This is a genomic window from Brasilonema sp. UFV-L1 (assembly GCF_012912105.1).
GTDB lineage: Bacteria > Cyanobacteriota > Cyanobacteriia > Cyanobacteriales > Nostocaceae > Brasilonema.
This window is the reverse complement of the sequence record NZ_QMEA01000089.1, coordinates 1-14,161: the sequence shown is the minus strand read 5'-3', so window position 1 is coordinate 14,161 and position 14,161 is coordinate 1. Positions and strand designations below refer to the sequence as shown.

9 protein-coding genes are annotated in these 14,161 nt (G+C 42.1%); 7 read left to right on the top strand and 2 right to left on the bottom strand.

Annotation, left to right across the window (positions count from 1 at the left end; genetic code table 11):
* The first annotated feature begins 217 nt into the window (after positions 1–217).
* From carB to mutT, 6 genes are all read left to right on the top strand, one after another.
* Entirely contained in the window at positions 218–3,463 is a 3,246-nt protein-coding gene (gene carB, locus DP117_RS22885) for a carbamoyl-phosphate synthase large subunit (protein WP_169220542.1), read from the top strand.
* 315 nt (positions 3,464–3,778) lie between these two features.
* Positions 3,779–4,936 (top strand): sulfate ABC transporter substrate-binding protein, encoded by a 1,158-nt coding sequence (locus DP117_RS22880; RefSeq protein WP_169220541.1) that lies wholly within the window; start codon positions 3,779–3,781, stop codon positions 4,934–4,936.
* A gap of 79 nt (positions 4,937–5,015) precedes the next feature.
* Positions 5,016–6,017 carry a PstS family phosphate ABC transporter substrate-binding protein gene (locus tag DP117_RS22875; RefSeq protein WP_169220540.1) on the top strand — a complete coding sequence of 334 codons (1,002 nt, stop codon included), beginning with the start codon at positions 5,016–5,018 and terminating at the stop codon, positions 6,015–6,017.
* 1,205 nt (positions 6,018–7,222) lie between these two features.
* Entirely contained in the window at positions 7,223–8,179 is a 957-nt protein-coding gene (locus DP117_RS22870) for an RNA polymerase sigma factor, RpoD/SigA family (protein WP_169220539.1), read from the top strand.
* A gap of 266 nt (positions 8,180–8,445) precedes the next feature.
* Complete coding sequence (locus DP117_RS22865; RefSeq protein ID WP_169220538.1) at positions 8,446–8,799, top strand: DUF760 domain-containing protein; 354 nt, start codon at positions 8,446–8,448, stop codon at positions 8,797–8,799.
* Positions 8,800–9,100: 301 nt separating this feature from the next.
* Entirely contained in the window at positions 9,101–9,517 is a 417-nt protein-coding gene (gene mutT / locus DP117_RS22860; protein ID WP_169220537.1) for an 8-oxo-dGTP diphosphatase MutT, read from the top strand.
* Here the strand turns inward: mutT and DP117_RS22855 are convergent, their stop codons facing one another.
* Positions 9,518–10,702, bottom strand: coding sequence for a histidine kinase (locus tag DP117_RS22855; protein ID WP_169220536.1), 1,185 nt, complete (start codon positions 10,700–10,702; stop codon positions 9,518–9,520).
* Positions 10,703–11,878: 1,176 nt separating this feature from the next.
* Here DP117_RS22855 and DP117_RS22850 point away from each other — a divergent pair.
* Positions 11,879–13,294, top strand: a complete 1,416-nt coding sequence (locus DP117_RS22850; RefSeq protein ID WP_169220535.1) for an S-layer homology domain-containing protein — start codon at positions 11,879–11,881, stop codon at positions 13,292–13,294.
* A gap of 101 nt (positions 13,295–13,395) precedes the next feature.
* Here the strand turns inward: DP117_RS22850 and DP117_RS22845 are convergent, their stop codons facing one another.
* Positions 13,396–13,992: a glyoxalase-like domain protein gene (locus tag DP117_RS22845; protein WP_169220534.1), complete on the bottom strand. Its 597-nt coding sequence runs from the start codon at positions 13,990–13,992 to the stop codon at positions 13,396–13,398.
* Positions 13,993–14,161 lie beyond the last annotated feature (169 nt).

Below are 14,161 nucleotides of genomic sequence, written 5' to 3'. Positions count from 1 at the left end.
GGTTTCATCATCAAGAAATCAACTAAAACTTCTAAAAAAAGGGATAAAAGAACAAAATCTGGGATAAGGTATAGAGAAAAACCTGTGACTCGTAACCTGTCTTCTATCCTCCTGTCTACAAGCGAACCAAGAAAAGTTGATAATAAACAAAGTAAGTCATGGGCGAAGACCCTTAAAATAATCAGGATTTATACTTTTTTACTCCGAAGCTACAACTATGCCGCGTCGTGACGATATCAGGAAGATTTTGCTACTCGGGTCTGGTCCAATCGTGATTGGACAAGCCTGTGAGTTTGACTATTCTGGAACCCAAGCTTGTAAAGCATTGCGAGAAGAGGGTTATGAAGTGGTGCTGGTCAACTCAAATCCTGCGACAATTATGACTGACCCGGACACAGCGAATCGTACCTACATCGAACCGCTGACACCGGAACTAGTTGAAAAAGTTATTGTAAAAGAACGTCCCGACGCCTTACTACCGACGATGGGAGGACAAACTGCCCTGAACATTGCTGTGAGTTTGGCGAAAAGTGGAGTGCTGGAAAAATACAGCGTTGAGTTGATTGGTGCTAAACTCCCAGCAATTGAGAAAGCTGAAGACAGAAAACTTTTTAACGAAGCAATGGCAAAGATCGGGGTGAAGATGTGTCCGAGTGGGACAGCTTCATCTTTGGAAGACGCCAAGGCGATCGCCAAACAAATTGGCACCTACCCCTTAATCATTCGTCCGGCTTTCACAATGGGTGGTACGGGAGGTGGTATTGCTTACAACGAAGAAGAATTTGCAGAAATGGCGCAAGCAGGTATAGACGCAAGTCCTGTTTCACAAATTCTCATCGACCAATCTCTACTCGGCTGGAAAGAATTTGAACTAGAGGTGATGCGTGATTTAGCAGATAACGTTGTGATTATCTGTTCTATCGAAAACCTTGATCCGATGGGTATCCACACCGGAGACTCGATCACCGTCGCCCCAGCTCAAACCCTCACCGATAAAGAATACCAACGACTGCGGGATATGGCAATTAAAATTATCCGCGAGATTGGCGTGGAAACTGGAGGTTCCAATATCCAGTTTGCTGTCAATCCCGTGGATGGAGATGTGATTGTCATTGAAATGAACCCTCGTGTCTCTCGTTCTTCAGCTTTGGCTTCCAAAGCGACAGGTTTCCCCATAGCTAAGATGGCGGCGAAGCTTGCGGTTGGCTACACGCTGAATGAAATTAAAAATGACATCACAAAGCAAACTCCAGCTTCTTTTGAACCGACGATTGATTATGTTGTCACAAAAATCCCCCGCTTCGCTTTTGAAAAGTTCCCCGGTGCGGAAGAAGTGCTGACAACACAAATGAAGTCGGTAGGAGAGGCGATGGCGATTGGACGGACTTTCAACGAGTCGTTCCAAAAAGCATTGCGTTCTTTGGAAACCGGACGCGCTGGATGGGGTTGTGACAAAAAAGAAAAATTACCCAGTGGTGACCAAATTCGCGCCCAACTGCGGACACCAAACCCCGACCGTATATTTGCTGTGCGTCACGCCATGCTGCTAGGGATGAGTGTTGAGGAAATCTACGAGTTAACGGGTATTGACCCCTGGTTCTTGGATAAGATGCAGGAACTGCTGGAAGTGGAAAAGTTTTTGAAGCGGACACCATTACAGCAGTTGACAAAAGAGCAGATGTATGAAGTGAAGAGGCAGGGATATAGCGATCGCCAGATTGCCTACGCAACCAAAACAAGTGAAGATGAAGTCCGGCAATATCGCAAACAGCTAGGTGTGATTCCAGTGTACAAAACAGTAGATACCTGTGCTGCAGAATTTGAGGCATTTACTCCTTATCACTACTCAACTTACGAAGAAGAAACGGAAATTATTTCAACTACCAAACCCAAAGTGATGATTTTGGGAGGTGGTCCCAACCGGATTGGGCAAGGTATCGAATTTGACTACTGTTGTTGTCACGCGGCTTTTGCTTTAAAAGACGCGGGGTATGAGACAATAATGGTAAACTCGAACCCGGAGACAGTTTCGACTGACTATGATACGAGCGATCGCCTGTACTTTGAGCCTTTGACAAAAGAAGATGTCCTCAACATCATTGAAGCAGAAAACCCTGTTGGGGTGATCGTTCAATTTGGTGGACAAACTCCGTTAAAGCTTTCAGTTCCTTTACAAAAAGCTCTTAGCACTCGTACTCAAATTTGGGGAACATCACCAGATTCTATCGACATAGCAGAAGATCGAGAGCGGTTTGAGAAGATTCTTCAGCAGTTGAAAATTACTCAACCGCCGAATGGTATTGCTCGTACCTACGAAGATGCTTTGGTTGTTGCTCAACGTATCGGTTATCCGGTAGTCGTACGTCCTAGCTACGTGTTGGGGGGAAGGGCGATGGAAATCGTCTACTCTGATGCTGAGTTGGAACGTTACATGACTTATGCTGTGCTGGTGGAACCAGAACATCCAATTCTGATTGATAAGTTTTTAGAAAATGCCATTGAAGTTGATGTGGATGCGATCGCCGATCATACCGGACGCGTGGTAATTGGTGGTATTATGGAACATATTGAACAAGCGGGAATTCACTCTGGGGATTCAGCCTGTAGCATACCTTCAATTTCTCTACCGGCGATCGTTTTAGAAAAAATTCGTACTTGGACTGTCGAGTTAGCAAAGGCACTCAATGTTGTTGGGTTGATGAATATTCAGTTTGCTGTTGTTGGTACACAAAGTTCTTCGCCCCAAGTTTACATTTTAGAAGCCAATCCTCGCGCTTCTCGCACTGTTCCATTTGTATCCAAGGCAACTGGTGTACCACTGGCAAAACTCGCATCCTTAATTATGTCGGGTAAAACATTAGAGGAGTTACGCTTTACCCAAGAAGTGATTCCAGAGCATATTGCTGTCAAAGAAGCAGTCTTACCATTTAATAAATTTCCTGGTACTGATATCATCTTAGGACCGGAGATGCGCTCTACTGGTGAGGTGATGGGAATTGACAACGATTTTGGACGCGCTTTTGCTAAAGCGGCGTTGGGTGCTGGAGAGCGTTTGCCTTTAAGTGGTACAGTATTTGTCTCCATGAACAACCGTGATAAAGCAACTGTGGTTCCTGTGGTGAAAGAATTCATCAATTTGGGCTTTGCTGTAATGGCGACTGAGGGTACACGTCAAGCTCTTCAAGAGCATGACTTAGATGTAGAGTTAGTGCTGAAACTCCATGAAGGGCGTCCTCACGTCTTAGATGCAATTAAGAACCATAGAATTCAATTAATTATAAATAGCCCCTCTGGAGAAGAAGCGCAAAGTGATGGTAGACTCATTCGTCGCACGGCTTTGGCTTACAAAATCCCCATCATTACAACGATTGCTGGGGCAAAAGCCATTGTCGCTGCTATCCGTTCTTTACAAAATACAACTCTAGATGTGAAGGTTATTCAAGAATACACGAACGTGAGTTAGTCGCGCCCTTGCTGTGCTCAAGTTCAAAATTCTCTCATTCAAAAAAAGAATTATTATTTTGAACGTTAGCGCAGCGTGCCGCAGGCAGCGAACTTTGATCGCGCAGCATGGTATGAAGTGCCATACTTTAAGTTCCCCCGCAGCGGTTAGAGTTTTTGCGCAAAGGTTCAAGCATCTAGCCTGATTCTGGCTAGATGCACTTGAGCTTGAAGAAACATGAACTTCAGGTTAAAACACCATGCATTCTGCCTTATAATTCTCCCACCAGAATACGGTAAATGACAAGAGTTGCCGTAGTTATGTAGGGGAATTTTAATGAGCAAGTGGCAACAAACGAAAAAATCAGGAACTGACTGGATTGAGCAAATTCAGACGCATGTTATTAAAGCTTTGCAGGTTATTAAACACTGGAGCGGTAGATTAGGAAGAAATTACTCAAATAGACATTCGCTTCGAGACTTTGTGTGTCTTGTTTTAATAGGGGTTAGCTTGAGCATAGTCATAGCCGCTTGCTCAGGAAGCAGCTCAGCTTCCAAACCTGATGTAAAGTTGACGCTTGTTTCTTTCTCGGTTACCAAAGCAGCTCACGATCAGATTATTCCGAAATTTGTACAAAAGTGGAAGAAAGAACAAAATCAAAACGTAATTTTTGAGCAAAGCTATGGTGCATCCGGTTCTCAAGCTGACGCCGTGATTAAAGGCTCAACAGAAGCAGATATAGTACACTTGGCACTTCCGCTTGATGTCACTAAAATTCAGCAAGCAGGTTTAGTGAAACCTAATTGGGAAATACGAGCTCCCAAATCAAGCATTGTGAGCAGATCTGTCGCTGCGATCGTCACCCGCGCTGGTAACCCTAAAAACATCAATACTTGGGAAGACTTAGCAAAAGATGGCGTCAAACTTATTGCTGCTAACCCCAAAACTTCTGGTATTGCTATTTGGGAATTTTTAGGTTTATGGGGTTCGGTGACTCAAACAGGAGGTGAGGAAACTCAAGCACTGGATTTTGCCACCAAAGTCTATAAAAATGTTCCTGTGCTGACAACAAGTGCGCGTGATGCGAGCGATCTCTTTTTCCAGCAAGGAAAGGGAGATGTATTAATCAATTACGAAAACGAAGTCTTTTTAGCCGAACAGAATGGGCAAAAATTACCTTATGTCGTGCCCAAAGTTAATATTTCTATCGACAATCCTGTCGCCGTCATCGACAAAAATGTTGATAAGCATAATACCAGAGAAGTTGCAGAAGCGTTTGTTGATTTTCTTTACTCAGAAGAAGCCCAACGAGAATTTGCAAAGTTAGGATATCGTCCTGTTAACCCTGCCATCGTCGCAGAAGTCGTTAAGAACTATCCCCAAATTGAAACTTTCTTTACTGCTCAAGATTTGGGAGGTTGGGATATTCTTCAGAAGAAATTCTTCGTTGATGGAGGAGTTTTTGACAAGATTTGGACTGCTAGTAAGGTATGAGCAAACTTCACTTTGTCTTGTGGTTGGTGACAACTGAGTTCTTCTTAAGGTATTTCTAAAAATACAGGATTGTTAACTTATGACCTTTAACTATCAATTAAATCATCGCACTTTACTAACATCTTTAATAGTTTTAACTTTCGGTGTAACTTCTTGCAACAGCGCCCAAGACAAGAAAACTGAGGTGAGTGTTGATGGTGCTGCTGTTGGTTTTCCGATCTCTCTAGCCGTTGCTGAAGAATACGAGAAGATTAAGCCTAGTGCTAAAGTCAGTGTTGCTTCAAGTGGTACTGGAGGTGGAATCAGTAAGTTTTGTGCTGGAGATATTGATATCGTTGGTGCCTCACGTACTATTAGGGATGAAGAAATCAAAACCTGTAAAAAGAAGGGCATTAACTTTGTAGAATTACCTATTGCTCTTGACGGAATTGCTGTCATTAGCAATCGTCAAAATAACTTTGTTCAATGTTTAACTATCGACGAGCTGAAGAAGATGTGGAATGCCAAAGCTACCAACAAAGTCATGACTTGGAATCAAGTGAATCCAAAGTTTCCCAACAAACCACTCAAGCTTTACGCTCCCGCTTCTGATACTGGAACATTTGATTATTTCACACAAGCTATCACTGGCAAAGCCAAAAATAGCCGCACAGACTATACTCCAAGTCACAATCAAAACGTCCTTGTCCAAGGGGTTACGGGTGATGCGTCCGCTCTTGGCTACGTTGGAATATCATACTACTTACAAAACCAAGATAAGTTGAATTTGGTTGCTGTACAAAGTCCAACAGGAAAGTGTGAAAAGCCAGTACCAGTAGACAATGTTGTGAAAAATATTTATACACCTTTGTCTCGTCCTCTCTTCATTTATGTTAGTAAGAAATCTCTAGATAGCAAACCAGCCGTTAAGGAGTTTGTTGCATTCTATTTAGAAAATTCTTGGAAATGGGTTGAGTCGGTTGGTTATGTTTCGCTACCTGATGAGGCTTATGTTAAAGTCAAACAAAAACTTGCGACTGGTGAAACTGGAACTAAATTTAAAAAGGCAAAACCCGGTCAGCCTATCGTAAACTTCATTTAATACAAACTTTTGTCAGCATCTGTGTGTCTCCTCAAAGGAGAAACTGCGAATTGTGGCAAAGCCGTGGCTTAAGCTTAGAGAAAAATTGATAATGATATTTTGCCAAAAGAAATGTTTTCGCTACCCAAGACGTTTCTTTTGGAAAACAAAATATTTTTTCGGTCATCCTCTTTTAGATCTATTTTTTTTACTCGATATCTATGTCGATAGGAAGACGTATCTGTAGATATCCAACTTTAAACTATTCATAGTTTTCATATGTTTAGATAACCGTGCTAGGGTGCGTCTATAACTTTTTTGGATTGTTTGGTTTTCATACGTTTAACTACGGGTACAGCGAGTGCATCTACTAAGTTAATTTGAAGAAAAAAGTGTTTTGTAATCTACAAAAAATTAATGCCCTCATTACTCAAAATGAGGGCTTCTATTTAGAGGATATTTGAAAAGTATAGTTTTTGTCATGCTGCAGCGCGTAGCGTGCGCCAAGGGCGCATATGTAGCGCAGCTATTGAGATAAAAAACGCCTTTGGGGATTTTGCTTGAGTGTGCAAACTACTGTTCTGTTTAAGGAACAAAACCCAACACTGGCTCTGTGCGTAAGTCTTGTTCTTAACTGAACCGTATTGAGCGATAAGTCACCTAAAGCACGCTAAACTGGTCTGTTTAGTGTATTTTACGACAATAAAAATGAAACTATGAATTACCTAAATATGCTCATATGTTCAAGTTGAGATAAAAATCAAACAATAACCATAGGAAAAATAATTATGGTTACTATTGATTTATTTGAATAATTCTTAGAAAGTTTTCTTTTTACGGATACATTTATGAAAGAAGTTTATAGACAATAATGGGAAGATATATTAGGCTGGAATGACACAGGACAGCCACAGAATAACGAGATAACAACTAGTCAAACGATTTCATAAATGTTACAATTTTTAATAAAAGTGAAAGAAAAAAATGTTGAACTGATCACTTTCTATCTAACCGCAGATACTTGAGAAAAGGGGGAAACAGCTGTAATCTCTAGCAATTAGGAACAAAATTTGCAGACTATTAGCCGCCCTTGCTTATCGATCGCGCAAGCCGTGAAAGACAGCATGGGTTCCCAGTCTAACTGGGTAAACATCTAGAAAAAGGCATCTATCTATATTTAGTCCAAGACCGTTCTGTCAAACCCGTCAATACCGAAGAGTAGTGCCATGAAGACCGCTCAGACAGCCACAGACCTCGTGCGGACTTACCTGCGTGAGATTGGCCGTGTGCCACTTTTATCCCATGAGGAGGAAATACATTATGGCAAACAGGTGCAACGTGCAACAATACTACAGGAAGTAAGGGAGTCTCTTGCCATCCATTTGGGTCGTCAACCGACTCTAGAAGAGTGGGCAAAAGCGACAGAGGTAGAAGCAGAAGAGTTGAATGAAGCGATAGCAGATGGCGAAATAGCCAAGCGTAAAATGGTAGAAGCCAATTTACGACTGGTTGTATCTGTTGCTAAAAAGTATATCAAGCGCAATGTAGATTTGCTGGACTTGATTCAAGAAGGTAGCATAGGGATGCAGCGGGGTGTAGAAAAGTTTGACCCCACCAAAGGATACAGATTTTCGACTTATGCGTACTGGTGGATTCGTCAAGCCATCACTCGGGCGATCGCCGAAAAAGGCCGCACCATCCGCTTGCCTATCCACATCACTGAAAAATTGAATAAAATTAAAAAAGCACAGCGACAGCTTTCTCAGAACCTAGGACGAGCGCCTACAGCTTCTGAGTTAGCGAAAGAGTTAGAATTGACTCCCAGACAAGTGCGAGAATATATGGAAAAGGCGCGTGTGCCTTTGTCTTTAGATTTGCGGTTGGGAGATAATTACGACACAGAACTAGGGGAAATGTTGGAGGATCCTGGCCTTTCTCCAGAAGATTTTGTTGCTCAATCTTCCTTATCGTATGACTTAGAGCGTCTCATGGTGGAACTGACCCCACAACAAAAGGAAGTTATATCTCTGCGCTTTGGTTTAAATGATGGGCAAGCACATACTCTGGCGAGTATCGGTGAAATCCTAAACATTAGTCGTGAACGAGTACGGCAAATTGAGCGGGAAGCCTTGACTAAACTTCGTAAAGTGAAAGCTGATATCAATGAATATCTGGCAAGTTAGTCATTTGTGAGCGAAGGGTTCTTTGTCATTCACGAATGACAAAGAACATACTTTTCGGCTTTGCATAGAGTACGACAAATTGCAACTAGGTGTGACAATCCGTTGCTTTTGGTACGGTTACACTCACTTCCAGATTGTAACTCGGCTGTTACATTAGTTTGTAAGGATAAAAAAAGCAAAAGTGTTGTCTTACACACTAAAGGCATTTACAACTCAAGTAATATTGACCACAGTAACCGCAGTTGTGGAAGTCAAGGAGGTATGACGTGAGTAACTCATCGAATCGAGTTTCCGAATCAGATTTTTTTCATAGTGAGCCAGAAGCAGGTAACTTACTATGGCAGTATGTAAAATCATTAAGTCCAGAGACAGTGACCCAGTTATCTAAACCCACTTCACCGGAAGTCTTTCAGGTGATAGAGCGTAACATTGTAGGACTTTTGGGTCATCTACCCTCTGAACACTTTGGTATTACTATTACTACCAGCAGAGAAAACTTAGGTCGTCTTCTTGCTTCAGCGATGATCAGCGGTTATTTCTTGCGTAACGCTGAACAGAGAATGAACTTTGAAATAGCACTGCAAGGTTCTCAAAGTAACAACAATACTGATGCTGACTAGCGATTTGAAATTGCTGTTGGAGATTTCAGATTGCTGTCTTCATGGGAAATCATCACGATCACGGAAAAACGAATTCTAAACGACTTTCTCTTGAAAGTCTTCTGGTTTCCCTCCCATAATTTTTAGAGGATACCTCAAGTTACTCTGTATGGGAGGAAATCAATCAAAACTTTTTATTTGAAAATATTTGGTGCAGCTAGCCTAAATTGAAGGATGCTGAAAAACGAAAAAACATTGCAATCCATAATACAATACAGACTCGGCAAACAATAATATAGCTTGCCGAGTTTTGTTATTAATTATGAATCAAGCTACTACTTTACCTCATAAAACTATTGGGGTTGCCGTTATTTGGAACGACTTGGGACAAATTCTTATTGATCGCCGTCGTCCGGAAGGTTTGATGGGTGGTTTGTGGGAATTCCCTGGAGGTAAACTTGAACCTCGTGAAACTATTGAAGAGTGTATTAGACGGGAAATTTATGAAGAACTCGCAATAGACATTGAAGTCAAAGAGCATCTCATCACCATTAACCACACCTATACGCACTTGCGCGTTACTCTCACAGTACATCATTGCCGCTACGTTGCGGGTATTCCTCAACCAATTGAATGTGAAGAAATTCGCTGGGTGAATTTGGATGAGCTAGAGCAGTATACTTTCCCTGAGGCAAATACTCAAATTATTGCTACAATACGACACCAATTTTTGAGTTAGTTAATTTGGATACACTGGTAAAGTAAAATGAAACCATGCTCCACCATTGGGAGCGTTGTCTACCCATATTTGACCGTAGTGCGCCAGGATGATGCGCTGACATAAACACAGACCAATTCCGTAGCCTTCTTTACTTTCATCACGCTCTAAGCGGTAGTGATTCTCAAAAATGCGATCGCGGTTTTCTTCAGGAATACCAGGACCAGTATCACCAATACTAAATTGAACTTTTTGGGTAGTACGGTGAAGTCCAGAAACAGTGATATATCCACTTTCAGGTGTGTATTTGATCGCATTATCCAGCAAATTTATCAGCACCTGGCGTATGCGTTCTGGATCAGCGTAAACATTGGGTAAGTCTTTGGGAATATCTTTCTTGACTTTGTGAGATTTGGCGGTGTAGCGATCGCGCAATTCATCCAAGACATCAAGGCAAAGTTTGCCAATATCTACTTTTTGTGGTTGAAAAGGAAATTCCCGATCATGATCGCGCCCTACCTGTAAAAGGTCAGTAATCATCCGGTCTATTGTCTTAGTTTGACTACGGGCTTGCTTAAACAAATGCGCCGTCATTTTTGGTGTCAGACGCTCGAATGCACCTTTTTCTGCATTGTAGTTAGATTGTAAGGTATCCATCGCGATAGAAGCTGCAGTTAAGGGATTGCGGAGGTCATGAGCTAACATAGCAATTATCCGGTCTTTAAACTGGATTTGCTCCTGGAGTTTTTCTTTTTCCTGTTTGAGGCGAAAAATTTCATCTGAAAGTCTGATCAGTTCGGCAGAAACAGCAACAGAACGAATAGAGGACTTGGGTTCTCTGACATGACCGTTCTCCTCATTTTCCTGTAAATTAGTCTGTAATTGTAAGTAGGTATCCACTGCAGCTTGCCATCGGGGCCACCAAGCTTTCAATTGACCTGTTATATTACTACCAGCTAGGATTTGCCTTGGTTCTGGGTGAATTTTGATTAAAGCTGGTGTCGCCACCAGTTTAAAATGTTCCGCCAAATAGGGTTGTTGACCGACATCAACAATTTGTAGTTCAAAGTGGTAGTCAGCCTCTAACTCTTTTAAGTAAGAGCGAATCCGCTGTACTTGCTGTTTGGACTTTGGTCGTCCATCGACAAAAAGTAACAGTTGTAGTGGAGCCTCAGAAGAAATAGGCTGATCCTGGGAAACTTGCATGTAATCGTGTTTCAGCACTGGTAACAAACTGATGACGCTTTACAGAAAGTAAAAATTGAGTGGCGGTTGTCGATGGGAATGGTCCTTGTGTTTTTTGAATTTAATATCTATTTTAGATTTTTCAGACTCCTAACCTATATAGGTTTTTAAAATCAAATAAATTGTTTTTAACCTTTTGCTTCCTTTTGAGATGGAAATTCCTTCAGGAAAGACATTTACCGCTCTTGGCTTTTGGTGCAATCTTTGTGCTTCTAAACTCTTTCGTCAAGTTTAAATGAAAGTTTTTATATGATCGCTGCTTGATGATGTAGAAAGTTTTTCAAGCACCAGTACAACCGTCCTGAAGCTTCAAATCACTCATCACCTTCACCAAAAGAGTTTCTTTTTGGTAAAGCAGTTGACTGCATCACAAGCTCTCCTCTGGCTTAGTTTTTGAAGCCACCTCACCTGTACTCAACAAGGACACCTTACACCAGTCAGACAGTACTTGTACCGACTTTCGGCAAAGACAACAACAGTTTGCTATACGAAGGATAACCCTCCGTAAGCGCAAAGTGTGCTGCAGCCATATCCGTAGCGGGAGCACAGAGCAGAATTGAGAGCCTCGCAAACGTAGACAAGATAGCAGTCAGACAGCGCCTCACCACAGCACTGCTTTGCCCAACACAGTGGATCATCAGCAGCAGCTTCCTTAAATTGCAGCACTTGAAGATACCGCAGGACAACTCATCGCCAAAGCCACAACAGCATTCCCTTGTTGAAACTCAACAATCTCAAGACTTGAAGAAGAAAGCAGAATTGTGAGACCACTTTATCTACAACCTCGACCCTCAAAAACCGCAAATTTCTGCCAACTTTTTTCAAAGTCCAACACGGAAGTGTTCTAAGTGTTGCCATATTCAGCTTATTTTTAAGCGCTGGACATTGGCCAAAATCGGCTTAATAGGAAAGCCGGCAAGCCCTCTGGATAGGGGGCAGCTTGCACAATCACCTTTTGGGGCAGTGCATTTCGCGCAATTGCTATGTTTTTCCGTTCTTGAGTGAGAAACAGGGGATTTACTTTCAGCTTAGCATTTAAGGTACTAGTTTCTTGCAGCTTTCATGAATGCTAAGTTCTGCGCTCTTGGCAATCGTCTTTTGCTAGTGTAGGAATTGACACTCAAATTGTAATTAAGTGTGGTGCATTGTAAACATCCAGTTATATTAGTGAGTTTGGCTGTTTTACTCACCTCATTGACAGCTTGTGCCAACAGTCCTGCTGCTAAAAACTTTGAGGAGTCTTTGGCTGCTGATCCTAAGCTAAAGAATAATCCAGCCACCTTTGGTGCTCAAGAAGTACGCAGTCGCCAACAATCGCAAACCCCTGAAGCGACAGTTCAATTACCAGCTGATTTTCCTAAGGATATCCCCCTGTATCCTAATGCCACTCTACAAGAAGTCACACCATCGAGTAACGAGAACTCCAGTGTCTCAACTCGCTGGTTAAGTTCTGACCCTAGCAATTTTATTGCTAATTATTATCGCCAACAGTTTCAAGCAAACAATTGGCAGGTTATCCAAGGAACTTCCACTTCAGATGAGCCAAAAAGCTCTTTGGAAGCGAGGCGCAATGATATACAGCTAAAAGTTTTTATTCAACCGAAAACAGTAACCAATGCAGCACCCAATCAACCACAAACATCCACTGAAATACAAATTTCTTACTCGCGTGATTCCACACAATCAAATCCAACTCCAACTTCAACTCCTCAAGTGACTGACGATGCTGCTGTACAACCTGGTGAGCCACAGTTTGTTGGTCCGGTACAATCACAAGACTCAGCCACACAACAAAGTGGTACTCTAGATAATAAAAATCCTACACCAACTCCTAGTTCTCAACCCAATTCTCAAGAATTCAGCGACCTGAACAAAGTACCTCAAGAATTTCGGCAATACATCCAAGATTTGGCAGCGTTAGGAGTTTTAACTGTAGAATCAAATGGAGTGAAAAGCAGTGGCAGCACAACCAATCAGTTTGACCCTGGTAAAATTGTGACTCGTCGGCAATTTGCCCGTTGGCTAGTTGCTGCTAATAATGCCATGTATGTCAATAACCCAGCAAAGCAGATTCGCTTAGCATCAGAAAACTCTCAACCAACATTTCAGGATGTCCCAAAAACTGATCCTGATTTTCGGGCAATTCAGGGATTAGCCGAAGCCGGATTAATTCCTAGTACTCTATCTGGGGATTCCACAGCTGTTTTATTTCAACCGGATGCACCTTTAACACGGGAGCAGTTGATTCTTTGGAAAGTCCCGCTTGACACACGCCAAGCTTTACCCTCTGCAAATTTAGAAGCTGTTAAGCAAACTTGGGGTTTTCAAGATGCTGGGAAAATTGATCCGAAAGCGTTACGGGCAGTTCTGGCAGATTTCCAAAATGCTGAAAAATCGAATATCCGTCGAGTTTTTGGCTACACAACCTTATTTCAACCCAAAAAACCAGTCACTCGCGTTGAGGCTGGCGCTGTTTTGTGGTATTTCGGTACTCAAGGGGAAGGAATTTCAGCTCACGAAGCTTTGAAGTTAGCAGGTTCGCAAAGCCAGTAATTTTCTTGTAGTGTGTGAGACACCCATTCAATGAAAACAAAGAGGCACAATGCTCACTCACTACAGTATAAAATGCGAATTGCTACACCATCCAAACTTGACTAACTTGCAACTTCAGCCATTTCAATAATGCGTCCTTCATAATCCTTAACCAGAAAATTCATGGGTTTCTGGTTACGGATCTTGAATTTCAAGCCCCGCGTTTCCACTCGCATTAAAATCATTTCTAGGCAATCGCGATCAAAACAAACGTGGCGTTGCTGATTTTTACTGCCTAAACTTGCTCCCACTATAACGTGTAGCTGAGTATTTTTCTTTAACTGATACCAAAGTCCCTCGCTAGCATTGCTCATTCTGCTGCTGGGATAGGTGGTACTGCTAGACAGGTAAAGCGGATCAACTCCCGTTGCACCTAAAGTTTGCTCGTAGTTGTAATAGTAGTGCAAAGGGACTTCAGCCGCTGGCAAATCTAGCAGTCCTTCATACAACTGTCGTGCTACCTCTAAATCTGACACCATAACAGTGTGTACTTTTGGGGCACTGGTGAGAAACATCCACATGGCACCAGCATAGGCTGCTAGTAACATTACCATTATACCTTGAGTAGAGAAAAGGGTATCTAATGGCAGGGATGGCAAAAAAGAGCCTAAAATGAAAGGCTCAACCAGGAACTGTGACATGCTAACTGCTGTAACCATGAACAAATCAAGATAATGTATAAAGAAATTCGCTTTTAATCTTCGTAGATTAGGACTTAGTATAGTCTCGTGTTTCTAGTGTATCAAGACCTAGAAAATATGACCTCTAGTCTAAACAGACGTGTAACAGATAATTAAATTTTTAACTTCTTCGTCGTAAGTCCCGCGC

Excerpts from the sequence above, each read along its gene's own strand:
- DP117_RS22855 (WP_169220536.1), bottom strand. The coding sequence starts at position 10,702 with ATGCAAGTTTCCCAGGATCAGCCTATTTCTTCTGAGGCTCCACTACAA.
- DP117_RS22880 (WP_169220541.1), top strand. The coding sequence starts at position 3,779 with ATGAGCAAGTGGCAACAAACGAAAAAATCAGGAACTGACTGGATTGAG.
- DP117_RS22875 (WP_169220540.1), top strand. The coding sequence starts at position 5,016 with ATGACCTTTAACTATCAATTAAATCATCGCACTTTACTAACATCTTTA.
- carB (WP_169220542.1), top strand. The coding sequence starts at position 218 with ATGCCGCGTCGTGACGATATCAGGAAGATTTTGCTACTCGGGTCTGGT.
- mutT (WP_169220537.1), top strand. The coding sequence starts at position 9,101 with ATGAATCAAGCTACTACTTTACCTCATAAAACTATTGGGGTTGCCGTT.
- DP117_RS22870 (WP_169220539.1), top strand. The coding sequence starts at position 7,223 with ATGAAGACCGCTCAGACAGCCACAGACCTCGTGCGGACTTACCTGCGT.
- DP117_RS22845 (WP_169220534.1), bottom strand. The coding sequence starts at position 13,992 with ATGGTTACAGCAGTTAGCATGTCACAGTTCCTGGTTGAGCCTTTCATT.